General features: G+C 33.6%; 25 protein-coding genes. 15 read left to right on the forward strand and 10 right to left on the reverse strand.

The annotated features are described in order from the left end of the window. Positions 1 to 249: 249 nt before the first annotated feature. The 3 genes from ACGK9U_RS03135 (at position 250) to ACGK9U_RS03145 (ending at position 2,238) form a co-directional block, all read left to right on the forward strand. Positions 250 to 819, forward strand: coding sequence for a superoxide dismutase family protein (locus ACGK9U_RS03135; protein WP_394464923.1), 570 nt, complete (start codon positions 250 to 252; stop codon positions 817 to 819). A 92-nt stretch (positions 820 to 911) separates the two neighbouring features. Continuing rightward, on the forward strand, positions 912 to 1,442 hold the full coding sequence (locus ACGK9U_RS03140) for an RNA polymerase sigma factor (RefSeq protein ID WP_394464924.1): 531 nt from the start codon (positions 912 to 914) through the stop codon (positions 1,440 to 1,442). A gap of 1 nt (position 1,443) precedes the next feature. Further along, the gene (locus ACGK9U_RS03145; RefSeq protein WP_394464925.1) at positions 1,444 to 2,238 is read left to right on the forward strand and encodes an anti-sigma factor domain-containing protein; all 795 of its coding nucleotides are present in this window, start codon (positions 1,444 to 1,446) and stop codon (positions 2,236 to 2,238) included. Between the two features lie 52 nt (positions 2,239 to 2,290). On the opposite strand, the gene ACGK9U_RS03150 is transcribed toward ACGK9U_RS03145, so the two are convergent. Continuing rightward, positions 2,291 to 3,334, reverse strand: coding sequence for an RluA family pseudouridine synthase (locus ACGK9U_RS03150; RefSeq protein ID WP_394464926.1), 1,044 nt, complete (start codon positions 3,332 to 3,334; stop codon positions 2,291 to 2,293). A 40-nt stretch (positions 3,335 to 3,374) separates the two neighbouring features. Next, a complete protein-coding gene (locus ACGK9U_RS03155) occupies positions 3,375 to 4,010 on the reverse strand; it encodes a PASTA domain-containing protein (RefSeq protein ID WP_394464927.1) in 636 nt (211 codons plus the stop codon). A gap of 139 nt (positions 4,011 to 4,149) precedes the next feature. Between ACGK9U_RS03155 and ACGK9U_RS03160 the strand changes: the two genes are divergently transcribed. Further along, positions 4,150 to 5,130 (forward strand): D-alanine--D-alanine ligase, encoded by a 981-nt coding sequence (locus ACGK9U_RS03160; RefSeq protein WP_394464928.1) that lies wholly within the window; start codon positions 4,150 to 4,152, stop codon positions 5,128 to 5,130. Between the two features lie 106 nt (positions 5,131 to 5,236). Further along, the gene (gene coaD / locus ACGK9U_RS03165) at positions 5,237 to 5,692 is read left to right on the forward strand and encodes a pantetheine-phosphate adenylyltransferase (protein WP_394464929.1); all 456 of its coding nucleotides are present in this window, start codon (positions 5,237 to 5,239) and stop codon (positions 5,690 to 5,692) included. 169 nt (positions 5,693 to 5,861) lie between these two features. Here coaD and ACGK9U_RS03170 read toward each other — a convergent pair whose 3' ends face one another. Both ACGK9U_RS03170 and ACGK9U_RS03175 read right to left on the reverse strand, forming a co-directional pair. Next, positions 5,862 to 7,526 carry a SulP family inorganic anion transporter gene (locus ACGK9U_RS03170; protein ID WP_394464930.1) on the reverse strand — a complete coding sequence of 555 codons (1,665 nt, stop codon included), beginning with the start codon at positions 7,524 to 7,526 and terminating at the stop codon, positions 5,862 to 5,864. 132 nt (positions 7,527 to 7,658) lie between these two features. Further along, a complete protein-coding gene (locus ACGK9U_RS03175; RefSeq protein ID WP_394464931.1) occupies positions 7,659 to 8,240 on the reverse strand; it encodes an NUDIX hydrolase in 582 nt (193 codons plus the stop codon). A gap of 131 nt (positions 8,241 to 8,371) precedes the next feature. On the opposite strand from ACGK9U_RS03175, the gene pyrE reads away from it, so the two are divergent. Next, positions 8,372 to 9,016: an orotate phosphoribosyltransferase gene (pyrE, locus tag ACGK9U_RS03180; protein WP_394465196.1), complete on the forward strand. Its 645-nt coding sequence runs from the start codon at positions 8,372 to 8,374 to the stop codon at positions 9,014 to 9,016. Positions 9,017 to 9,092: 76 nt separating this feature from the next. Beyond that, a complete protein-coding gene (locus ACGK9U_RS03185) occupies positions 9,093 to 9,488 on the forward strand; it encodes an SRPBCC family protein (RefSeq protein WP_394465197.1) in 396 nt (131 codons plus the stop codon). Here ACGK9U_RS03185 and ACGK9U_RS03190 read toward each other — a convergent pair. Continuing rightward, a complete protein-coding gene (locus ACGK9U_RS03190) occupies positions 9,485 to 10,216 on the reverse strand; it encodes a biotin--[acetyl-CoA-carboxylase] ligase (RefSeq protein WP_394464932.1) in 732 nt (243 codons plus the stop codon). The genes ACGK9U_RS03185 and ACGK9U_RS03190 overlap by 4 nt on opposite strands. A 94-nt stretch (positions 10,217 to 10,310) precedes the next feature. Between ACGK9U_RS03190 and rsfS the strand changes: the two genes are divergently transcribed. The 6 genes from rsfS to ACGK9U_RS03220 all read left to right on the forward strand — a co-directional run bounded on the left by rsfS (position 10,311) and on the right by ACGK9U_RS03220 (position 15,084). Next, positions 10,311 to 10,682, forward strand: a complete 372-nt coding sequence (gene rsfS, locus ACGK9U_RS03195; protein WP_394464933.1) for a ribosome silencing factor — start codon at positions 10,311 to 10,313, stop codon at positions 10,680 to 10,682. Positions 10,683 to 10,688: 6 nt separating this feature from the next. Further along, positions 10,689 to 12,623: an ATP-dependent zinc metalloprotease FtsH gene (gene ftsH / locus ACGK9U_RS03200; RefSeq protein WP_394464934.1), complete on the forward strand. Its 1,935-nt coding sequence runs from the start codon at positions 10,689 to 10,691 to the stop codon at positions 12,621 to 12,623. 124 nt (positions 12,624 to 12,747) lie between these two features. Continuing rightward, a complete protein-coding gene (locus tag ACGK9U_RS03205) occupies positions 12,748 to 13,356 on the forward strand; it encodes an LUD domain-containing protein (protein WP_394464935.1) in 609 nt (202 codons plus the stop codon). A gap of 1 nt (position 13,357) precedes the next feature. Beyond that, a complete protein-coding gene (locus ACGK9U_RS03210) occupies positions 13,358 to 14,179 on the forward strand; it encodes a phosphatidate cytidylyltransferase (protein WP_394464936.1) in 822 nt (273 codons plus the stop codon). After that, positions 14,169 to 14,825, forward strand: coding sequence for a phosphatidylserine decarboxylase family protein (locus tag ACGK9U_RS03215; protein WP_394464937.1), 657 nt, complete (start codon positions 14,169 to 14,171; stop codon positions 14,823 to 14,825). The genes ACGK9U_RS03210 and ACGK9U_RS03215 overlap by 11 nt, the downstream gene beginning before the upstream one ends. Further along, entirely contained in the window at positions 14,818 to 15,084 is a 267-nt protein-coding gene (locus ACGK9U_RS03220; RefSeq protein WP_394464938.1) for an acyl-CoA-binding protein, read from the forward strand. The genes ACGK9U_RS03215 and ACGK9U_RS03220 overlap by 8 nt, the downstream gene beginning before the upstream one ends. A gap of 23 nt (positions 15,085 to 15,107) precedes the next feature. Here ACGK9U_RS03220 and argS read toward each other — a convergent pair whose 3' ends face one another. After that, positions 15,108 to 16,892, reverse strand: a complete 1,785-nt coding sequence (gene argS, locus ACGK9U_RS03225; RefSeq protein ID WP_394464939.1) for an arginine--tRNA ligase — start codon at positions 16,890 to 16,892, stop codon at positions 15,108 to 15,110. Positions 16,893 to 17,357: 465 nt separating this feature from the next. On the opposite strand from argS, the gene ACGK9U_RS03230 reads away from it, so the two are divergent. Then, positions 17,358 to 19,388, forward strand: coding sequence for an ATP-binding protein (locus ACGK9U_RS03230; protein ID WP_394464940.1), 2,031 nt, complete (start codon positions 17,358 to 17,360; stop codon positions 19,386 to 19,388). Positions 19,389 to 19,549: 161 nt separating this feature from the next. Here the strand turns inward: ACGK9U_RS03230 and ctlX are convergent, their stop codons facing one another. After that, positions 19,550 to 20,485: a citrulline utilization hydrolase CtlX gene (gene ctlX, locus ACGK9U_RS03235; RefSeq protein WP_394464941.1), complete on the reverse strand. Its 936-nt coding sequence runs from the start codon at positions 20,483 to 20,485 to the stop codon at positions 19,550 to 19,552. 165 nt (positions 20,486 to 20,650) lie between these two features. On the opposite strand from ctlX, the gene ACGK9U_RS03240 reads away from it, so the two are divergent. Further along, positions 20,651 to 21,544, forward strand: a complete 894-nt coding sequence (locus ACGK9U_RS03240) for a tetratricopeptide repeat protein (protein ID WP_394464942.1) — start codon at positions 20,651 to 20,653, stop codon at positions 21,542 to 21,544. A gap of 168 nt (positions 21,545 to 21,712) precedes the next feature. Here ACGK9U_RS03240 and ACGK9U_RS03245 read toward each other — a convergent pair whose 3' ends face one another. The 3 genes from ACGK9U_RS03245 to eno form a co-directional block, all read right to left on the reverse strand. Next, entirely contained in the window at positions 21,713 to 22,627 is a 915-nt protein-coding gene (locus ACGK9U_RS03245; protein ID WP_394465198.1) for a dimethylarginine dimethylaminohydrolase family protein, read from the reverse strand. Between the two features lie 68 nt (positions 22,628 to 22,695). Then, positions 22,696 to 23,982, reverse strand: coding sequence for a citrate synthase (locus tag ACGK9U_RS03250; RefSeq protein ID WP_394464943.1), 1,287 nt, complete (start codon positions 23,980 to 23,982; stop codon positions 22,696 to 22,698). Between the two features lie 176 nt (positions 23,983 to 24,158). Then, a complete protein-coding gene (gene eno, locus ACGK9U_RS03255) occupies positions 24,159 to 25,451 on the reverse strand; it encodes a phosphopyruvate hydratase (protein WP_394464944.1) in 1,293 nt (430 codons plus the stop codon). Positions 25,452 to 25,476 lie beyond the last annotated feature (25 nt).

Raw genomic sequence — 25,476 nt, forward strand, 5'->3', positions numbered from 1 at the left:
CAATCAATAAAAGCTAAAGAATTATTAAACTTTGGTATGTTAAAATAAAAAATACTTATACTACAATTTAAAAACAGAATGTTTTATGCTTCTTTTAAAGCATACTCATTAGCAACTTTTTAAACCAATTTGAACCCCTCATTCAAAATACAAATGCATATAAATTTAAAATAATATCATATAAGTCATATTCAAATTTGTAATTGTTTGATTTAAGCATTAACTTTCGATAAATAAAAACACTATAAAATGAAAAAAATAAGCTTGCTAATACTGGTTTTTACAATAGGTTTAACCTCATGTAAAAACGAGAAAAAAAATACCGAAACCACAGAAACAGAAACTACTGATAGTCAAGTAGTAGAACCTAAAAGTGTTACCATAGAACTTAGTCCTAAAAGCGACAGTAGCGTTAGTGGGACTGTTATTTTTACTGAGAAAGAAGGCACTGTGAGCATGCTTGCAACAGTAAGCGGCTTAGAACCTGGTGAACATGCCATACATATACACGAATCGTCTGATTGTTCTTCATCTGACGGAAAATCTACCGGTGGGCATTGGAACCCTACAAACCTACCACATGGGAAATGGGGTGCTGAAACAGGATATCATAAAGGTGACATTGGAAATTTAATAGCCGATGAAAACGGAGATGCAAGCATTTCTATATCTACAAATGAATGGTGTATTGGTTGTGACGATGAAACCAAAAACATTATAGGTAAGGGCATTATTGTACATGCTGGTGTAGACGACTTTACAACCCAACCGACTGGTGATGCTGGTGGGCGTGTAAGTTGTGGTGGAATCATTCAATAAAACAGAAAGCAAAATAATTATTTATAAAAGCTACTTTAAAACAGTAGCTTTTATCTTTTTAATTCATTACTTTCGGAAACTCAAACTCTTGTATGCAATTAGAACTTCTAATAGAAAAATTCAAACAGAAAGACGAAAAGGCTTTTGAAACGTTATACAACATGTATAATGATAGCATGCAAGGTGTTATTTATAATATTGTACGCGATTCTGACATAGCTGAAGAAGTTATGCAAGATGTTTTTATTAAAGCATGGCATAATGCCAGCACCTATTCTGCCGAAAAAGGACGGTTTTTTACATGGATTTTAAATATTGCCAGAAATGCAGCGATTGATAAAACCCGCTCAAAATCCTTTAAAAATTCAAAACAAAACCTTGATGCTACTTTTTTCGTAGATATACTTGAAACCAATGAAAGTTTAGATAACAAAACCGATTCCATTGGTATTGCAAAATTTGTGGGCAAGCTTGCAAAAAAATGTATAGAAGTTATTGAACTATTATACTTTAAAGGCTACACACAAACTGAAGCTTCTGAAGCACTTGATATGCCCATTGGCACAATAAAAACAAGAAACAGAAACTGCATACAAGAATTAAGAAACATGGTATTAAAATAAAATGGATATTAAAGCATACATAGAATCTGGAATTTTAGAGCTATACGTAGCGGGTTCGCTTTCTGAAAAAGAAAATCAGGAAGTGTACGAGCTTATGCAACAACATCCTGAAATTTTACAAGAAGTTTTAGATATTGAAGCCGCTATTATTAAACTTACAGCAGCAGCATCTAACAACAAAAACACAAACTCGTTACAAGCTATAAAAAACAAATTAGGTTTTAACAACGATGAAGCCAAAGTTATTTCTATAGCCAAACCTAAATACAACTGGATAACTTATACTGGTTGGGCCGCGTCTATTATTTTAGCCGTTGGGTTATTTTATACTTCAACTGAAAATAATCAACTAAAAGAAGAGATACAAATATCAGAAACCCAACAATCTTTATTGGAAACCCAAATAGCCAATTCCAAAAACAGTTTGGAAGAAGCCAATACCTTAATAAGTGTTTTACGTGATGATAACATTACCAAAGTTCCTTTAGCGGGACAAGGCAATTTTGCAAACACCTATGCTAAAGTTTATTGGGATAAAAATACGCAACGCATTTTCTTAGATGCACAAGGTTTGCCCGATCCACCAGAAGGAAAGGTGTACCAAGTATGGTCGTTAAAGTTAAGCCCATTAACCCCTACAAGTTTAGGAACTATTGATAATTTTACTACCGATAGCAACAAGATTTTTGAAATTGAAAATGCTAATGAAAGTGAAGCCTTTGGTATTACTTTAGAACCTGCAGGTGGTAGCAAAACACCTACTATGGAACGACTTTACACGCTTGGGGCTGTATAAATTCCTTTCTGAAAAAACGACAAAAATTAGCTAAATTAAAAAAACAGAAGATTTATTCTTCAGCACCTTGGTGTTTTGAATAAGTGCGCCATTTTTCAATGCACTGTACCATATCATCTGGAATAGGCGTATCAAAACTCATAAACTTACCGGTTTTTGGATGTACAAAACCCAATGTTTTTGCGTGTAACGCTTGCCTAGGCAATACCTTAAAACAATTATCTACAAATTGTTTGTACTTCGTAAAGGTGGTTCCTTTTAACACCTTTTCGCCACCATACCGTTCATCATTAAACAAGGTATGCCCAATATGTTTCATATGAACACGTATTTGGTGTGTACGCCCCGTTTCAAGTTTACAGGATACTAAGGTTACATACCCCAAGCGTTCCAAAACTTTGTAATGTGTTACGGCTGGTTTTCCTTTATCGGCTTCATCACCAAGATATACGGTGTTTTGTAAACGGTTTTTAGGATGACGACCAATATTACCTTCAACCGTACCTTCCTCCTCATCTATATTTCCCCAAACAATAGCTACGTATTCGCGCTCGCTTGTTTTTTCAGCAAATTGAAGCGATAAATGCGTCATGGCTTGTTCGGTTTTTGCAATAACCAAAAGTCCACTTGTATCTTTATCTATTCTATGTACCAAACCAGGACGCTCACTGGAGTTGTTCGGTAAATTTTCAAATCTATAAATCAATGCATTAATAAGCGTTCCCGAATAGTTTCCATGTCCGGGATGCACTACCATACCTGCTGGTTTGTTTACTACCAACAATTCATCATCCTCATAAACAATATCAAGCGGAATATCTTCACCTACCAACAAATTTTCATGAGGTGGATGCGTAAATAAAACACGGATTTTATCGAATGGCTTTACTTTGTAGTTTGATTTAACAGGAGTTCCATTTACAAAAATGCTTCCGTTTTTTGCTGCTGCCTGAATTTTGTTTCGTGTTGCATTTTCAACAAAATTCATTAAATATTTATCGATTCGAAGTGGTTTTTGTCCTTTTTCTACATCAAAAGCATGATGTTCATAAAGGTCACTTTCATCATCAATATAATCGGGTGTATAATCTTCCATTGGAATTTATTAACCGCGGTAAACCACAGCAGTTGTTAATTTAAAAATTTAAATCGGAAGCCGGTGCAGCATCTTCATTTCCGTTGTCGGGCAAACTATCTCCTTCTTCAGTTGTTGCTGAACCTGGTCTAGTTCCATTTCCAAGCACCAAATCTATAGCAGTTGTTTTTGGCAGCTTTTCACCAGATTTTATTTGTTTCCCCTTATAGGTCATATCCAAAACCAAATCCTTGGCAATGTTATCTACATACGTAAGCTTTCCTACTTTAAACCCTAAAGCTTCCAAAGTTGGTTTTGCTTGTCTAAACGTACGCTCCTTTAAATCTGGAACGGCAATTTTTCTATAACCAGAAGGATTTACCGTAATATAAATTTTGCGGTCTTCTTTAACCTTGGCACCTGCTGCAGGCGCTTGATCTATAACCGAAAACTTAGGATAATCGGGGTTATAGTTTGCGGAATCTTGAACCTGCATTGTTAAATTATTCTCGTCTAACTCTATCTGTGCAACACTTAAAGATTTTCCTTTTAATTCCGGTACGGTTTCAAATTCACCATGGTTTGTGGTAAAGTTTAACCATCGTAACATGATAAAACTTAATACAATTACCGCAACCGCAGCCAATAATAATTGTTTAAAAAATACTTTACTGGTTAGAAATTTAATAACGCTCATGTATAAAATTTTCGATTAGGCAAATATATAAAAACAGAACTGTTTTTTCTTTTGCAATTTAAGTGATATTTTAGCTTAACTAATAATAGATACGTTTTATTGTAGTTTTTAGACTGACACCTTAATTATTTCTATACAGATGAAAAAAAATATTGCTATCATCATGGGAGGTTATTCAAGCGAATACCAAATCTCATTAAAAAGTGGCCAAGTGGTTTTTGAAACTTTAGATGCTTCAAAATACAACGTTTACAGAATTCATATTTTCAAAGAAAAATGGGTGTATGTTGATAGCAACAACGCTGAATTCCCTGTGGATAAAAATGATTTTTCGGTGACTCTAAACAACTCAAAAATAACTTTTCATTGTGTGTTTAATGCCATACATGGATCGCCTGGAGAAGACGGATTTATGCAAGCTTATTTTAAATTGATTAGCATGCCGCAAACCAGTTGCGATATGTATCAAGCGGGTTTAACCTTTAACAAACGCGACTGTTTAAGCGTTTTAAAACCCTATGGCATAAAAACGGCTGAATCATTTTATATAAATTTAGGTGATACCATTAATGAGGATGCCATTGTTGCCAAAGTAGGTTTGCCTTGCTTTGTGAAGGCCAATAAAGCGGGTAGTAGTTTTGGTGTAACGAAAGTGCACAAAAAGGAAGATATAAAACATGCCATTGAGGTAGCTTTTAAAGAAGATGATGAAATTATTGTTGAATCTTTTTTAGACGGCACCGAAGTATCTGTAGGCGTTATAAATTTTAAAGGTGAAACCAAAGTATTGCCCATTACCGAAATTGTAAGCGAAAATGATTTTTTTGATTACGAAGCTAAATATTTAGGAAAATCGCAAGAAATAACCCCTGCCCGATTAACCAAAGATGAAGAAACCAAAGTAACTGCCATTGCAAAAAAGGTGTACGAAGTTTTAAAAATGAAAGGTTTTAGCCGAAGCGAATATATTTTTAAAAATGGTGAACCGCATTTATTGGAAGTAAACACCGTACCTGGATTAACTTTAGCCAGTATTTTACCCCAACAAGCTAAGGCTGCAGGAATTAGTTTGGTTGAGTTGTTTGATAATGCTATTGAATCCTCCCTTAATCCCTCCTAATGAGGGAAACTGTTGGGGATATTTACAATAGAATTGTATATTTACTTATTAATTAATTTTAACTAAATAAAAATTCCCTTTCCTTTGGAAAGGGTTAGGGATAGGAATGAAAAAAGCCATATTTCCAGGGTCTTTTGACCCTATAACTTTAGGGCATTACGATATTATTAAACGTGGTGTGACGCTTTTTGATGAAGTCATTGTGGCTATTGGTGTGAACTCCGATAAAAAATACATGTTTTCTTTAGAAGAACGAAAAGGATTTATAGAAGAAGCATTTGCCGACGAGCCGAAAGTAAAAGTGGTTACCTATAAAGGCTTGACGGTTGATTTTTGCAAAGAAATTGACGCAAAATTCATTTTACGCGGGTTACGTAATCCTGCTGATTTTGAGTTTGAAAAAGCCATTGCTCATGCCAATAGGCGCTTAGCTACTATTGAAACGGTGTTTTTATTAACTGCAGCAAAAACATCGTACATATCCTCTTCCATAGTACGCGATGTTATTAAAAACAAGGGCGATTATACCAAGTTTGTACCAGATAGCGTGCGCGTGAAATAGATTTAATTTTAGACTTCTTAGATCTCTTAGACTACTTAGACCTTTTAGATTTTTAGATTTCCAGACAAAAGTATTCAGTTCAAGCTTCTAAAAGTCTAACCTTCTAATTATCTAACTTTCTAAAAGGTCTAACCATCTAACCTTCTAAAAATCTAACTTTCTAACCAATCTAAAACTTATATTCCGATAATGATTTTGGAAATTTCTCTGGGTTTTCGGCTAAATAATAACGTGGATCATCAACAGCTTCAACAATAACTTCCCTAAATTTCGGACTTGCCTTATACAGCAACACTTTACAGTCTTCACTTAAATGTTTTAGCTTGATGGACTTCCCTTCGGCTTCATATTTATTCACCAAATTAAAAATAGCTTCCAATGCGGAATGGTCGCTAATACGCGATTCTACAAAATCTATCTCAACATGGTCAGGATCATTTTTCACATCAAACTTTTCATTAAAAGCCTGAATAGATCCAAAAAACAAAGGACCCCAAATTTCATAGGTTTTTGTTTTTCCATCTTCAGAAATACGCTTTCTTGCTCTAATTTTTTTGGCATTTTCCCAAGCAAAAACCAATGCCGAAATAATAACACCTACAAACACAGCAATGGCTAAATCGTAAATTACGGTAACTGCCGATACTGTAATCAATACAAAAGCATCTGCCATTGGTATTTTTCTAAGAATTCTAAAACTAGACCATGCAAAGGTTTCTATCACCATCATAAACATCACCCCTATTAATGCAGCAATAGGCACTTGTTCAATGTATTTATCAGTAAACAAAATAAAGGTAAGTAGTGTAACCGCCATCATGATTCCAGATAATCTACCTCGGCCTCCAGCATTAATATTGATAACTGTTTGCCCAATCATACCACAACCTCCGGTACCACCAAACAAACCACTTACTATATTTCCTGCGCCTTGAGCAACACATTCTCGGTTCCCGTTTCCTCTGGTTTCAGTTAATTCATCAACCAAATTCATGGTCATTAGGGATTCAATCAATCCCACCGAAGCCGCTAAAAACGCATATGGCAAGATAAATTTTAAGGTATCTAAATTAAACGGTAAATATTGCCAAAGTTCTAAATTAGGTGTTGGAAATTCACCTTTTAAACCGCTTCCGCCACCTTCAACTATATAAGAACCTACGGTACTAACATCCAACCCTCCAAACACCACAATACCTGTAGTTATTAGAATCGCTGTTAATGCTGCTGGAATTTTGGTTGTTATTTTAGGCAATAACCAAATAACACCCATAGTAAACAAAACCAACCCAATCATTAAATACAATTCGGAGCCTTGCATGGGAATGTTGATGTATTCTTTAACACCATCTGCTGAAATTTCTAGTTCTTTATGTGAAAACATACGTACTTGAGCTAGAAAAATAACAATGGCCAAACCGTTTACAAACCCCATCATTACAGAGTGTGGAATAAGCCTAACAAAACGTCCTAATTTAAATAACCCCGCACTTATTTGAAACACACCCATTAGTATAACAGCTGCCAATAAATAGAAATACCCCATGTTTTCAACAGGCGTATCAAACTGCATCCCTTTGGCATGACCTTCTGAAATTAAATGCACAAAAATAACGGCAACTGCCCCAGCTGCTCCAGAAATTAAACCGGGTCTTCCTCCAAAAATAGCGGTAATCAAACCTATAATGAAAGCTCCTGAAAGCGCCACTAAAGGATCTATTTGAGCAACAAAAGCAAATGCAACTACTTCAGGAATCATAGCTAACGATGTTGTTATACCTGCCAACACATCATCTTTAGCATTTGGTATTATCTTCCTTACAAATTCTGTCATGGTTGTTTTTTTGAAGGTGCAAATTTACGTTTAATAAATAAGTATCTCCAAAGAAAAGCTCATTTAACTCTATATAGCCACTAAAACGTTTGAGTTTTAATTACTCTTTTTTTTAATTTAGAAATGATGCTTTTAAATAAGAATCTTAATATTTGCATATGAATTTTCAAGAGCTCCAGATACTTGCTCATGACTTAACCACTCAACCTTGGTAATACCTTCTTCTTCTTGAGCATACAAAACACCTGTAAAGCTTGTTTTCATTTCAAACCAATAGGTTACCTTAATTCTATGGTTTCCATTACGTTTAAATATATGGTATGTGGTTTCTAATGGTTTTGTTATTTCTAAACCTGCAACACCAGTTTCTTCCATAACCTCACGCAAAGCAGTTCTTTCAATACTTTCAGAGCCTTCTATTTTCCCTTTAGGTAAATCCCATTTATCATTTCGGTAAATAAATAAAATTTCATTGTTATCATTATACACTTTACCTCCACCAGCAACTACATTTGGCAATTTTTTTAAAAACTTTTTAAGTAGTTTTTCGCCATTTTTATGAATAAGGCGTACTTCTTCTAATTTCGTAGTATTAAGCTCCTTTATAACTTTTCCAATATTTACCGTATCCAATAAATAGTTTTTAAAGTTAGTTTCTTGCTCAACAACTGTTGTTAAAATTATAGGTTTATCGCCAACAAAAACTTTGTACATGCCTTACTTTAATAATTACACTTTGGTAAAAATATCATTTTTAGCCACAAACTACACATTGTTGAAAAAAATATTTTTTATTAATTGCATCGCTACAATGTAAAACTAAATTTATGTTTATTTTTGCTCCTATGATTTTTAATAAAGATACCGCTAGAAAAACTGCTGAAGTTTTATTGCAAGTAAATGCTATAAAACTTAGCCCTAAAGCCCCTTTTACTTGGGCTTCTGGATGGAAATCGCCCATTTACTGCGATAACCGTATTGTTTTATCGTTTCCCCCTATTCGAAATTACATTCGAGAAACCATGGCGAAACAAATTGAAAAACAATATGGAAAACCTGATGTTATTGCTGGTGTTGCCACTGGTGCTATTGGTATAGGCATGTTGGTTGCTGAATATATGGGACTGCCTTTTATTTACGTAAGACCCGATGCTAAAGGCCACGGACGCAAAAACCAAATTGAAGGTTTTATAGAATCTGGACAAAACGTTGTTGTTGTAGAGGATTTAATAAGCACTGGAGGTAGTAGCTTAAATGCCGTAAAAGCCCTTAAAGAAGCTCATATTACAGTTAAGGGCATGATTGCTATATTCACTTATGGGTTTGATGTATCTGTCAAAAACTTTGAAAAAGAAAACATCAAGCTACAAACATTAAGCGATTACAATAGTTTGCTTGAACAAGCTTTAAAAACCAACTATATTTCTGAAAAGGAATTAAAAACTTTACAGGAATGGAATACCAATCCTAGTGAATGGAACGCCATCTAAAAAAGGTTCTTGTGAGTTATTAAGTCGTTTAACCGACTATCAACTTAACAAAAACCGACTTAACACCAAAACAAAAATGAATTTAGAATCTCCAAAAATAAACGTTAGCAAATCACCTGAAGCCGTATTTGATTTTTTAGCTGATGTTAAAAATTTCAAATCATTAATGCCCGAAAACATTAGCAAGTTTGAAGTTTTAAGCGAAGACACTTTTGTATTTGCTTTAAAAGGTATGCCGGAAATCGTTTTAAAAAAGAAAGAAGTAGTACCGCCTAATAAAATAATTTTAGGCGCCGCTGGAGGAAAAATAGACTTTTCCCTTATTGGCAATATCACTAAAATAGATGAAGCTAGCAGCGAAGTACAATTGCAATTTTCGGGCGACTTTAACCCGATGATGGCTATGATGATAAAAGGCCCAATCAGCAAATTCATTGAAACACTTGCTACAAGTATCCCAAAAGCAATTTAGTATAAAAGCGTAACGGTTTTTAAATCGAATTCTTTAATTATATCATCCTCAAGCAATATTTGTAGGTTTCCATAATCCGAAACGCCTTTTATAATACCAGAAAACATCAAACCTTCAGCATCTTGAAATGTTGAAGGTTTATTTTTTCTAAAAAGAGATGCTTCATATTTTTCTTTAAGCACATCTAAGTGTCCCCTTTTTAAAATATTAAAATAATGTTTTAAGTTTTTTATGATAATGCTGGAAACTTCATCTAAATCATAAACCCGTCCAGTAATTAATTTTAAAGAAGATGCTTTGGGCAAATTATCAAATTCTACTTGGTTTACATTCAGTCCTATTCCAATAATAGAGCTACTAAATTTACTTTGCTTTACTACATTTTCTATTAAAATGCCACAAATCTTCTTGTTCTCTGACAAAATGTCGTTAGGCCATTTTACACTTAATTTACTAATAGAAAAAAATTGTAGGGTTTTTAAAAGTGCCAAAGAAACCACCATACTTATATAAAAAGGATACTCTACATTAAAACTGGAAACATCCTTATATACACTGAACGTTAGGTTTTTAGAAGATTGAGATTCCCAAACCGTTCCCATTTGTCCTCTGCCATTGGTTTGGTTTTTAGTTATAACAGCTGTATAGTCTGCAACCAACTCATTCAAACAATGTGCTTTTAAATAACTATTTGTAGAATCGATGGCATTAAGTTTGATTATATGCATTAAACAGTTATTATTAGTATATAAAATCTTATGATAATTTTAAAGCATAAAGAACTAAAAAAATAATAACTTTGCAAAAATTTAAAAACATTTAATGGCGAAAGAAAATATAAGTGCAGACCAATTAATATCTGTTATAATTAGTGGCATTGAAGACGTTAAAGGAAAAGAAATAAACATTCTTGATTTAAGAGAGATTGAAAATACGGTTTGCGATTATTTTATAATTTGTGAAGGAACTTCAAATACGCAGGTAAACGCTATAGTTAATTCAGTTCAGAAAAAAGTAAGCAAAGAACTTAAAGATCATCCTTGGCACACCGAAGGTATGGATAATGCCGAATGGGTGCTAATGGACTATGTTAACGTAGTAGTTCACGTTTTTCAAAAACAAATTAGACAATATTACGACATTGAAAGTCTTTGGGGCGATGCAAAAACAACAGTTATAGAAACTAGTTATTAGAAAAGAATGGCAAACGACAAAAAAAACATAAATGACAACAAGCCTAAATTCAGTCCATACTGGATTTACGGTATTTTAATTGCCCTGTTTTTAGGGTTTCAATTGTTTAGCAGTAGTACATCTCAAGATGGAAGCGCTACTACCCCATCAGAATTTTTTAAATATTTAGAAGATGGTGATGTTGCACAGGTAGATATTATAAAAAACACTCGTGTTGCTAAAGTTTATTTAACTTCTGAAGCTCAATCCAAAGAGATTCATAAGAAATCGAAACCAACAACTTTTTTACCTTCTACTACTAAATTACCAAACTATAAATTTGAGTTTGGTGATCTTCAAAATTTTGAAAATCAGTTAAATGAAGCTTCTAAAGATTTACCCAGCAAACCCGTTATAAAATTTGATACCGAAACCGACAATTGGGGCAACCTTTTAATGAGTATTTTGCCTTTTATCTTACTTATTGGAGTATGGATTTTTATCATGCGCCGTATGTCTGGTGGTGCTGGCGGAGGTGCTGGTGGTCAAATTTTCAATATAGGTAAATCTAAAGCAAAACTTTTTGATCAGAACACAGAAGTAAAGACAACCTTTAAAGATGTTGCAGGATTAGAAGGTGCAAAAGAAGAAGTTCAAGAAATAGTTGATTTCCTTAAATTTCCAGAAAAATACACCTCTTTAGGAGGAAAAATACCAAAAGGAGCGCTTCTTGTAGGCCCTCCAGGAACAGGAAAAACTTTATTAGCTAGAGCCGTTGCAGGCGAAGCTAAAGTACCTTTCTTCTCTTTATCTGGTTCAGATTTCGTAGAGATGTTTGTTGGTGTGGGTGCGTCTCGTGTTAGAGATTTATTTAAACAAGCTAAAGAAAAATCACCTTCAATTATCTTTATTGATGAAATTGATGCCATTGGTAGGGCCAGAGGGAAAAATGCCATGTCAGGAAGTAATGATGAACGTGAAAATACATTAAATCAATTACTAACCGAAATGGATGGTTTTGGCACAAACACTAATGTTATAGTACTTGCGGCAACCAATAGAGCTGATATTTTAGATACCGCTTTAATGCGTGCTGGACGTTTTGACAGACAAATTTATGTTGATTTACCAGACGTTCGTGAACGTCAAGAAATTTTTGAAGTGCATTTAAGACCACTAAAAAAGGATAAAGACCTAGACCTCGATTTCTTATCAAAACAAACTCCAGGGTTTTCTGGGGCTGACATTGCCAATGTTTGTAACGAAGCCGCATTAATTGCTGCAAGAAATGGTAAAAAATCGGTTGACAAACAAGATTTTCTTGATGCTGTAGACAGAATTATTGGTGGTTTAGAAAAGAAAAACAAAATCATCACGCCAAGTGAAAAACGTGCGGTAGCGTTCCACGAAGCAGGTCACGCCGTTGTTAGTTGGATGCTAGAACATGCTGCGCCATTGGTTAAAGTAACCATTGTACCTCGTGGCCGCTCATTAGGTGCTGCTTGGTATTTACCAGAAGAACGTTTAATTGTTCACCCAGAGCAAATGCTAGACGAAATGTGTGCTGCTTTAGGTGGTCGTGCTGCTGAAAAAGTTATTTTCAACAAAATATCTACAGGAGCTTTAAGCGATTTGGAAAAAGTTACCAAACAAGCTAGAGCCATGGTTACCATATATGGATTAAGTGATAAAATAGGCAACTTAACTTATTACGATTCTTCGGGGCAAAACGAATATGGATTTACAAAACCATACAGCGAGCAAACAGCCGAATTAATTGACAAAGAAATTTCAGATATTATTGAAACACAATACAAACGTGCTATCAAATTACTTGAAGACAATAGAGATAAGCTGACAGAACTAGCCGAAGTTCTTCTTGAAAAAGAGGTTATTTTTAAAGATAATTTGGAAAAGATATTTGGTAAACGGGCATTTGAAAAAGAAGATGTTGAAAACTAATAAACAAGTTTTCGGCAATATTGCTTAGATAAATAGTAAAAATCTTAAATTAACCGTACGGTTAATTTAAGATTTTTTATATTTGATAACCTCTAAAGGAAATATATTAATAGCAGCTTACTGAATGAGCCTTTTTAGAAAAATTTTTGGTTTAAAACCAGACCAATCGGAAGAAGAAGTAAAATCTTCTGACAGAGGCAAATATATGCCTGAAATAAAACTGCCTATTGACGAAAAGTTTACCATAAACTTTAAAGGCAATGGTGGTAAGTTTTTGTATTGCGAAAATTTAAATGAGATATTTCAGAACTTACAAAATATTATTGAGGAAAATAATTGGGAAGATAAAGAAACCTTAGTACTAGACGAAAACTTAAAAGATAAATTCAAAAAAACCAATTTACAATCTACATCTAAAATTAGCGACGCCACCCTTTTCTTAACAACTTGTGAGAATTTAATAGCTAATGATGGATCTTTACTTATTTCTTCAAAACAAATTTTTGAAAAAAAATTACCCGAATTACCTGTAAACTTTATTGTTTTTGCTACTACTAGTCAAATTGTTGAAAATATTGGTGAAGGTTTGCGAGGTATTAAATCTAAAAACAGACAAAAAATCCCAACAAATATTACCACCATAAAACATTTCAAATCAAACGACGAAAAAGATTTCTTAAGTTATGGTAGTAGTGCTAAAAACCTATACCTACTCCTTTTAGAAGACTTATAAGATGAAAGAAATTCTTATTCGATCACTTTCTGGATTGCTATACATTGTGCTTTTAATATTGTGTATAAGCCATCAACAATCACTGATTATCTTGTTTTTTGTATTTGGCATTATTTGCTTAACTGAATTCAAAAGACTTATTCACCTTAAAAGTATCATTCCTTATTTCATATTTGGTGTCCTTTATGCCTTTTTTGTGTATTGGGAATTTATTTTAAATACAGATACAGGCATTGATGAGGCTATTCAAATACTTATGGTACTAACTATATTTATTGAATTGTTTTTAATTAAAGATTTATTTTCAGATAAAACAACGCCGCTTTTTAGTTCAAAACGTTTTATATTAACCACTTTTTACATCTCAAGTGCCTTTGTTTTTCTAATTTTAATAGCCGATTACAACGAAATCTACAACCCTAACATTCTATTGGGTTCTTTTATTTTAGTATGGGTAAACGATTCTTTTGCCTATTTAGTTGGCAAAAATTTTGGCAAACAAAAACTTTTTGAAAAAATTTCACCTAAAAAAACAGTAGAGGGTTTTTTAGGCGGTTTATTTTTTTCGTGCATAGCAAGCTATTTTATTGCTACCTTTACACAAACTTTAGACTTTACAAGTTGGCTTGTTTTAAGTATTGTAATAACCGTATTTGGCACTTTGGGCGACTTAATAGAATCTAAGTTTAAACGACAAGCAAACGTAAAAGACAGTGGCACTATAATGCCCGGTCATGGCGGCTTGTTAGATCGATTAGACAGTATTATTTTTGCTGCGCCATTTATATATTTATTTTTAAGAATTTTGCACTATGTTTCATAAAGAGGGTCATAAAATTATATTTCTAACATTTGTATTTGTTGTTGGTTGCTCTCTGTTGGCCGATAGCTTTATACCAATAGACTGGCTACGAACTATTGTTTTAATTGCTTTATTGGCTTTTTTAATAATCATTCTTCAATTTTTTAGAAACCCAAAGCGGCATACAATTTCAAACAACAAACATGTAGTCTCTCCAGTTGACGGAAAAGTAGTTGTTATTGAAGAAGTCTTTGAAAAAGAGTATTTTAACGACAAACGCTTACAAGTAAGTGTATTTATGTCGCCAATAAATGTACATGTTACACGTTATCCAATTAGTGGAAATGTTATTTTCAGCAAATACCACCCAGGCAAATATTTAGTAGCTTGGCATCCCAAAGCAAGTGAAGAAAACGAACGCACAACAGTTGTTGTTGAGAACGAAACCTATGGCAAAGTACTTTACAGACAAATAGCCGGAGCATTAGCAAAACGCATAGTGAACTATGCTAAAATAAACGACAAGGCTATGCAAGGTGGAGAATCTGGTTTTATTAAATTTGGCTCTAGAGTTGATTTATTTTTACCGCTAGACACAAAAATAAAAGTGCAATTAAACCAAAAAGTGCGTGGAGGTGAAAGTATTATTGCAGAAGCAAATGACTGATGAAGCATTAGAAATAGAATTCCAAGAAGCGGTTGAACGCGTAAATGCTTACACCGAGCCTTTTCCAGCCGATGTACTTCTAAACCTTTATGCCTACTATAAAAAAGCCACGAACAACTACAGCAGGCCTAGTAGCAAAAAAGCGATTATAAATGCTTTTAAAACCAATGCATTATTTCAAGTAAAAAATCTATCTCAAAACGAAGCGAAACGCTTGTATATTGATTTAGTCAATAAGTATTTTTTATACGGAAGATAAGTTTCTATTTTCCAAAAATAACATTACATACGCTCAGGCACCTGTATGCCTAAAACAGCAAATGCATTTTTTATGGTTTGCGCCACCATTTTAGAAAGTTGTACCCTTAGTAACTTGTCGTTATCATCATCAGCACCCAAAATAGATACGTTTTGGTAGAATGAATTAAATTCTTTCACCAAGTCATAAGTATAATTAGCCACCAAAGCTGGACTGTGTTGCGATGCAGCATTTTGAATAACCTCAGGAAATAATTCCAATTGCTTTAAAAGCTCTTTTTCTTTAGGATGTAAAGATTTATCTGTTGCGCTCAAGGTAACATTGCAATCAAAATCTACCTTTCTTAAAATAGCTTGAATTCTTGCATAGGTATATTGGATAAAAGGCCCCGTATTCCCTTGAAAATCGATAGACTCTTTAGGATCGAACAGAATACGCTTTTTTGGATCTACTTTTAGAATGTAATATTTTAAAGCACCCAAACCAATGGTCTTATAAAGCGCTTCTTTTTCTGCTTGAGAATAACCATCAAGTTTCCCTAATTCTTCTGAAATTTCACCAGCGGTTGATGCCATTTCATCAATTAAATCATCGGCATCTACCACAGTACCTTCCCTACTCTTCATTTTTCCGCTAGGTAAATCTACCATTCCGTAACTTAAATGGTATAGATTTTTAGCCCATTCAAATCCTAATTTTTTCAAAATTAAAAACAGTACCTGAAAATGATAATCCTGCTCATTTCCAACAGTATAAACCATACCACCCACATCTGGAAAATCTTTTATACGCTGTATAGCTGTTCCAATATCTTGTGTCATGTAAACAGCTGTTCCATCGGACCGTTGCACTATTTTTTTATCCAAGCCATCTTCGGTTAAATCGCACCAAACAGAACCGTCATCCTCTTTTATAAAAACACCCGATTTTAAACCTTCAGCAACAAATTCTTTTCCCAATAAATAGGTATCACTTTCATAATATAAAGTGTCAAAATCTACTCCTAAATTTTTGTAAGTTTCATTAAAACCTTCATATACCCAACCGTTCATCTTTTTCCATAACGACACTGTTTCTTCATCTCCTGCTTCCCATTTTTGAAGCATATTTTGAGCTTCTACTAAAAGTGGCGCTGTTCTTTTAGCTTCTTCGGCTGTTTTACCAGAAGCTATTAGTGCCTCTATTTCTTTCTTGTACTCTTGGTCGAACTTCACATAATAATTCCCAACCAACTTATCGCCTTTTAAACCTGTGCTTTCTGGAGTTTCACCTTTACCAAAACGTTTCCATGCCAACATGCTTTTACAAATATGAATACCTCTATCGTTTATAATTTGGGTTTTGTAAACTTTTTTACCTGAAGCTTTTAAAATTTCGGAAACACTATAACCCAAAAGATTATTTCTTACATGTCCTAAATGCAAAGGCTTATTGGTGTTTGGAGATGAATACTCCACCATGATGGCTTTATCATCTGCCTTAGGAGAAACAAAACCATAAGTTTCTTCATTTTTAATACTATTAAAAAAATCAATATAATAAGCATCGCTTATTTCAACATTTAAAAAACCTTTTACTACATTAAAAGCCTTAACTTCTTCAACATTTTCAACTAAATAAGCACCGACAGTTTCACCTATTTGCACAGGATTTCCTTTAACAAATCGTAACATGGGGAAAATTACAACGGTAATATCTCCTGCAAATTCTTTTCTGGTGGCTTGAAATTCTACCGACTCTAATTGAATGTTAAAAGATGCTAAAACCGCTTGTTTTACTTGGCTAGATAAAGTTTCTTGAGGGTTCATTAATAGTCTTATTTTTAAGTGAGCAAAGATAAAACTTTTATTAAAGGATTATTGCAAAAGTTGGCATAATAAAAACAAAAAATATTGCCATTATTTAGATACTAACCTTTTATTTCATTTTGAAAATTAAATAAAAAAACACCAACGCATTTCATCGATAAAAGTACACTTTTTCTATGATTTTTGCCGTTAATCTATTCGTCGAATTTTTCTATTTCTCACTTTATCCTTTCATCTAATTTATTGGTAGAAAAACGCAGAAATTAGATTTTGATGCTGCTTTTTCCAACTTTTGCTATGTAAAGCTATTAATATCCATTTAGGTGGATTTTTTTTAACCAACAAAAACATTACAGCTTAAATAGGTAATACTTATTTTCCCTCAAATAAGGCATACTTAATTATGGTTTTATTACTTGTTGTAATATAAATTATATGAGGAGAATAATTACTTTAATTATTATAATGTCTGTATTCTTAGGTTTTTCACAAACCAAAGAACTAGATAGTCTTTCCATCCAACTTGCCTTCGAAACCCAAGATTCCTTAAAAGTTAAAACCTCTTTAAAGCTTATTAAATTGCTTTACGAAATTAAGGATTATGACAGAGCTTTAAAGTATATTATTGAAAGCGAAAAACTTTCTAACAATTTAAACTACACTAAAGGTATTGCTGAAACATGCTTTTACAAATCGCTTATTTACTCACAAAAAGGGGATTATATTAATGCAGTAACTGGTTATGAAAAATCTAAAATATTATTTAAGCATTTAAACGATACACTTGGGGTCGCAAAAGTTAACAACAGTATTGGTTTAATAGAAATTAAGCGAGGTAATTACTCTAAAGGGATACAATATTCATTGGCCGCCATTAAAGATTTAGAGAATCAAAGCCTACTTAAAGATTTGAGTTTAGCGTATAGTAATTTAGCAAAAGCGTACCAAAACATAAATGCAGTTGATAGAGCTATAGAATATAATTTAAAAGCGGTTGATATTCAAAAACAATTGAATGAAAACAAAGAGCTTATACAATCTTATAACCAATTAGCTGAACTTTATTCAACAAAAAACGAAAACAGAAAAGCTATTGAATATTACCAAAAAGTTTTAAATGGCAAAAACGGCACCAATGATTCTTTACAAGGTTTAATTTATCCTAAATTAGGTGCTGAATATTTAAAATTCAACGATTACGATAAAGCTTCCCATTTTTTATTGGAAGGCTTGAACATTAATAGAAAATCTGATAACAAAACAGGTGTTTTATCCGCTTTAAACAGTCTTGGAGAACTAAATTTAAAAACAAACAAACTGGTTTTAGCCGAACAACATCTTTTTGAAGCTGGTACCATAGCCAAAGGTATAGACAGCAAAGATGAGTTGCTTAAATATTACAAATCGATGATTGCTTTAGACTCTACAAAAAATAAATTCGACAAAGCTTTTATATGGCAACGCCAGTACTATAACTTAAAAAACGAGCTAGCTAATGCCGACAAAATAAAAAATATAGATTCGGTTCCATTGGATTTCAATCCTAATTTTGAAAAAGATTTAATAAACAACAACATTACTGGAGACTCAAGCGACAATTCTGATCTTGGTTTAAGTAAAAACTTCGGTAAATTCAAATTAATATTTTACGGTCTTTTGGCAGCACTTGCCATTGTTTCAACCTTCTTAATCTTAATTTATTTAAAGAGAAACAACAATATAAAATACACCCAAGAATTAGAAGAGAAAAATCTTAAAATTGAATTACAAAACGAAGCTTATCTAGAACAAACCAAGCATCTTGAAAACGTTAATAATGTAAAAGACAAACTGTTTTCAATTGTATCACACGATTTAAAAGATTCCCTTTCTTCCATAAACGGATTTATAGATTTATTAAAAGACGGCTCTTTATCTAGAGAAGAGTTCGATAATTTAATACCAGAGTTAAGCGAAAACGCCAACAATGCATCCTTATTATTGTTCAATTTATTAAACTGGTCTAAATCTCAAATGCAATCTTTAGAACCAAAACCAACACTTTTCGATATTCAAGAAGTGTTTGAAGAAAAAGTTAGGCTTATTGAACAACGTATGGAAAATAAAGGCATCGAATTGATAGACCATTCTTTACGCGATTTTGCCTATGCCGATAGAAGCATGTTCGAAATAGTGGTTCAAAACCTACTTGCCAATGCCTTAAAATTCTGTAAAAATGGCGATACTATTACCATTTCAAACCATATAAGCAATGGAAGCTGTATTATTAGTATTGCCGATACAGGTATTGGTATTTCTAAACAAAACATAGATAAACTATTCAAAAACAACAGTTCGTTTACTACCGTAGGCACCAATAACGAAAAAGGCACTGGTTTAGGCTTATCCATCTGTAAAGAATTGGTAGAATTAAACAACGGTAAAATTTGGGTAGAAAGCACCGTAAACGTTGGTAGCACCTTCTACGTACAATTGCCGAAATCCAGACCATCGTAACATCCTATTTGGGCGTTACCCTATGGGGTCGGGCTATCCGTTACAATCTTTTTGCTCGTGCCTTACAAAAAAGGATTTCTACTATAAATGCGTAGCATTCACGATTTCATTAATTTAAAATAACATGCATGAGTAATCCCTAACACAACCTATCAGCCAACTTAGTTTTTAGGTAAAAACACCTCGGCCATCATACAACGGGCGCTACCACCACCACAGGCCTCAATAGTATCTAAAGAACTTGAGAGTATTTTAGTGTGCTTCTCAAGCCTTTTAACCTGATCTGTAGTTAACGAATTATACGCTGCAGTACTCATTACCAAATACCGTTCGTCATTCACACCTCTAACCTGCAACATATTACCCGTAAAATTATTTACTTGTGCTTCGGTAATATCTATAATTTCCTTGCCATCTTGTTTTAAATGGTCCATTACATTTCTGCGTTCTTTTTTATCGTCTATACTGCTTAAACAAATAACGGCAAAGGTTTCACCCAAACACATCATCACATTGGTATGGTAAATGGCTTTTCGCTCACCATTCACGGTTTGGTTTGCTGTAAAAATAATGGGCAAGTATTCAAAATCTTCACAAAACTCAATAAACAAATCTTCATCGGCTCTGGGAGATAAAGCACAATACGCTTTGCGGTTTACCCTATCTAAAACAACACTTCCCGTACCTTCCAAAAACACCTGTTCGTCCTCTGCATCAGTATAATCCACTATGTTTTTAATTACAAAACCAGCATTTTCAAGAGCTTCAAGCACATCTTCATTCCGTTCTAAACGTCTGTTTTCAGCAAACATAGGATACAAACCCACATCGCCATTTTCATGAAACGACACCCAGTTATTAGGAAAAATAGAATCTGGCGTATCAAATTCATTAGTATCTTTCACTACAATCACATTAACTCCAACACTTCTTAGTTTTTCAACATAAGCATCAAACTCTTGTTGCGCTTTGGCATTAACCGTTTGCGGCAATACATTATCCAATATTTTTTGATAATAATTATTTACAGCAGTTTGCTCGTTCATCCTAAAATTTATAGGACGAATCATTAAAATAGTATCTGTGGTTTGTTGCATGGTGTATCACTTTATACTACAAAAATAATACTATTTATGTTATTAAAATTGAAGTATTACACTTGACTTTGTAAAGAATTTCGACTAACTTCGTTTAACGTCAAGTATAAAACATTGAAACGGTTTTATATCTTAATAATTGGCCTCAATTTGAGAAAAATACGTATGAAAAGAATATTAAGAACATTAATTGCGATTTTAATTTCCCAATTTGGATTTAGTCAAGACTATCAATCTGACTTTCAAAAATATTGTCAGACTAATGACACCATCAACCAATTAAAAGTTTTGACCGAATGGAATTCAGCTAGTCCAAAAGATGCTGAACTTTACACAAGCTATTTCAATTACCATTTTATGAAATCTAAGCAAGAAGTTCTTGCTTTATCTAATGACAAGCTAAATGGAGAAGGTTTTGTTTTAAAAGATAGTTTGAATCAAACAGCAGGGTTTTTAGGAAGTGAAATTTATTTTGATCAAAAAGAATTAGAAAAAGGGTTAAATAAAATTGACGAAGGAATCAAACTTTATCCAAACCGACTTGATATGAGATTTGGAAAAATATACGCATTAGGACAAATACCTGATTGGGAAAGTTTCACATCGGAGATAATTAAAACAATTGAGTATTCTTCAACAAACAATAATAATTGGACTTGGTCTGATAATGAAAAAAGAAATGGTGGAGAAACAAATTTTCTACTAGATATCCAAACTTATCAAATACAATTATATGATACTGGAAATGACGATTTACTTAAAAATATGCGAGAAATTGCGAATGAAGTTTTAAAATATTATCCAAATCATATTGAGAGTTTGTCAAATCTGTCTATTACTTATTTGCTAACTGGAGAATATGACAAAGGAATTGAGCCACTTTTGCGAGCTGAAAAGATTAATCCTAAAGATTATATTGTTCTTTCAAATATTGCTCAAGGTTACAAATTAAAAGGAGATAAAGAAAAGGCCATTGCATATTACGAAAAGACAGTTGAATATGGCGACGAAAGAGCAAAAGAGTATGCAATACAGCAAATAATTGAATTAAAACAATAAAAACTGGTGCCAACACAATATAAAAAAATTGCTAGTTTTAGCTAAACCAAAGTGAGTTGCTCATTTGTTAGCTTCTGATTTTCCTTCGGAAAATCCTCGCATACAAACACGCAACTTCCCTTATACAAAAACGTTAAACAAACCAAAGCTTCCAGCTTTCGCAGGAATTTAATCCCGAACCAAAGGCATCGTACTACAGCGCAACAAGCCTTCTTGTTTAGAAATTTCGGCATAAGGCACTTCTTCAACTGTAAAACCTTGTTGGCGTAACCAGGTATTTAAGCGCGTAAAGTTTTTTTCGGAAATAATAACATCTTCTGAAATGGAGAAAATATTGCTATTCATGTCATACATTTCGTCTTTGGTAATTTCAAAAACATGGTCTTTTCCAAAGAAATTCACCAACCAATCATATTCACGCTCGATTAAAAAACCGTTTTTGTGTATAATGGCCTTACCTTTCCCTATGGGTTGGAAACAGCAATCTAAATGCAGTGCGTTTTCTTTGGCGTTGGTGTTCGATTTTCTAAGTTCGAACGACTTCACCGTCTTTTCTGGAAACAGTTCTTGAATGGCTATAACAGCATCCATATTGGTACGAGCGGTAATTAGGTCGGGATAATCTTCACCGGAATACGTTCCTATAAAAATATAATCGCCCCAAGGCATAACATCACCACCTTCCACATGGCATTCTGGTGGCAATACAATTCGGTTTTTTCTATCTACCTGATTCCAAACATATCGGATAGCTTCTATTTCGGCTTCTCGGTTTGGTAAAATATTGGCTCTAATTAGTTTGTCTTCTATAACAAAAGCAATATCGCGCGAAAATATTTGGTTACAATCTTTAATAACTTGTGGCCTAAACACCTGAACATCGTATTTTTTTAAAACCGCCTCAACAGCATCCATCTCCCTAATCATATCTTCTTCTTTCGGATAGGTGCCAGCAAGCACGTGCTCTATGCTTTTAGGGTCGTAGCAATCTTCCACAGTAGGCGTAGGACCATTACTTTCGGCCGTGCCTAAAATAACAGCTCTTAACCTAGAGATTTCGTTTTTTATATTCAGTTGTAGCATGGTGTAAATATAAAAAAGCTTCATAATGTTTAGTTATGAAGCTTCATTTATTTTACACTTAAAAAATTTTATCTTTTTTCTATTGGCACAAATGTTCTTTGAGTTGCACCAGTATAAATTTGTCTTGGTCTTCCAATGGGCTCTTTTTTCAAACGCATTTCACGCCATTGTGCAATCCAACCTGGTAAACGTCCCAAAGCAAACATTACCGTAAACATTTCGGTTGGGATGCCCATACCTCTATAAATAATTCCTGAATAGAAATCTACGTTTGGATATAATTTTCTATCCACAAAGTATTTATCTTCCAACGCTTCTTTTTCTAAGCCTTTTGCTATATCTAAAATAGGATCTTCAATACCTAAGTTACCCAATACATCATCAGCTGCTTTTTTAATGATTTTAGCACGTGGATCGAAGTTTTTGTAAACACGGTGACCAAAGCCCATTAAACGGAACGGATCTGCTTTATCTTTTGCTTTAGCCATATACTTTTTAGTATCGCCACCATCTTGTTGAATTGCTTCCAACATTTCTAATACTGCTTGGTTAGCACCACCATGAAGTGGTCCCCAAAGCGCTGAAATACCAGCTGAAATTGAAGCAAATAAACCTGCATGCGATGAACCTACAATTCTAACTGTAGATGTAGAACAGTTTTGCTCGTGGTCTGCATGTAAAATTAAAAGTTTATCTAAAGCATCAACTAAAATTTTATTTTGAACATAGAGTGCATTAGGTTGTCTAAACATCATTTTCAGAATGTTTTCAACATATCCTAAAGAATCATCACCGTAATCAAGTGGTAAACCTAATTTTTTACGGTAGGTCCAAGCTACTAATACTGGAAACTTACCTAATAAGCGCACTACCGATTTGTACATATCTGCTTCTGAATCCACATTCACTGATGAAGGGTTAAAAGCAGTTAATGCACTTGTTAAAGAAGATATAACACCCATTGGATGTGCCGATTTTGGGAACGCGTCTAAAATCTTTTTAACATCTTCATCTACTACAGCTTGCGCTTTAATATCGTTATGGAACTTCTCATTTTGTTCTTTGGTTGGAAGTTCTCCAAAAATCAACAAATAAGCAACTTCTAAAAAATCTGCCTTATCAGCCAATTCTTCAATAGAGTAGCCTCTATATCTTAAAATACCTTTTTCACCATCTAAAAACGTTATAGCACTTTCACAAGACCCTGTATTTTTATATCCTGGATCGATAGTAATAACACCATCTGATGCACTTCTAAAACTTGATATATCAATAGCTAACTCTTTTTCTGTTCCTTCAATAACTGGAAGCTCTAATTTTTTTCCGTTGACTTCAATGGTAGCAGTATTTGCCATAAGTATGAATGATTTTTTTTTAATTCTTAAATTGGATTGCTAATTTACGAAATATACCTTTATTAATATAGGGGTTGAAAGCAAAGATTTAATCAATTAACAAATTGTTTGAAATTAATGTAAAAAAAAAAGCGATTATTAAAATAATAACCGCTTTTTAAAAAAAATTAATTTTCTTATTTTATTTTGAATGCTTTTTCCTGTGGAAAATAAGCAACTTCACCCAATTGTTCTTCAATACGAAGTAATTGATTATACTTAGCCATACGGTCGCTACGAGATGCAGAACCAGTTTTGATTTGTCCACAGTTTAAAGCTACTGCCAAATCGGCAATGGTGTTATCTTCAGTTTCTCCAGAACGGTGAGACATTACAGATGTGTACCCTGCGTTTTTAGCCATATTTACAGCTGCAATTGTTTCGGTTAACGATCCAATTTGGTTTACTTTAATCAAAATTGAATTTGCAATACCTTCTTCAATACCTCTAGATAAACGCTCAACGTTGGTTACAAATAAATCGTCTCCTACCAATTGTACTTTATCACCAATTTTATCGGTTAATAATTTCCAACCTTCCCAGTCGTTTTCATCCATACCATCTTCAATAGAGATGATTGGGTATTTTGCAGATAATTCAGCTAAATACTCCGCTTGTTCCGCAGATGTTCTTACTTTTCCTGTTTCACCTTCAAACTTTGTGTAATCGTATTTTCCATTTACATAAAATTCTGCAGCAGCACAATCTAAAGCAATCATAATATCACCACCAAAAGTATATCCAGCTTTTTCAACAGCCAATTTAATAGAATCTAAAGCATCTTCAGTTCCTCCGGCTAAATTTGGCGCAAAACCACCTTCATCCCCAACCGCGGTACTTAAACCTCTATCGTGTAATACTTTTTTAAGGTTGTGGAAAATCTCAGTTCCCATTTGCATAGCGTGTGTAAAGTTTTTAGCCTTTACAGGCATAATCATAAACTCTTGAAATGCAATAGGGGCATCACTATGCGAACCTCCATTTATAATATTCATCATTGGAACCGGAAGCGTGTTTGCAGACACACCGCCTACATAACGGTATAAAGGCATGTTAAGTTCGTTTGCCGCTGCTTTTGCAACGGCTAAAGAAACACCTAAAATAGCGTTAGCTCCTAATTTTGATTTATTTTTTGTTCCGTCTAAATCAATCATGATTTGATCGATTAGGTTTTGTTCAAAAACTGAAACACCCATTAATTCTGGAGCGATAATAGAATTTACATTATCTACAGCTTTTAAAACACCTTTACCCATATATGCTTTTCCACCATCACGTAATTCTACAGCTTCATGCTCTCCTGTTGATGCACCAGATGGTACGGCAGCTCTTCCTAAAATATCATTTTCTGTTACAACATCTACTTCAACAGTAGGATTTCCTCTAGAATCTAAAATCTGTCTAGCATGGATATTAATTATTATACTCATAATTGGTTATTTTAAACTTTTTAAC

It is taken from the genome of Mariniflexile sp. HNIBRBA6329 (assembly GCF_043558645.1).
GTDB lineage: Bacteria > Bacteroidota > Bacteroidia > Flavobacteriales > Flavobacteriaceae > Mariniflexile.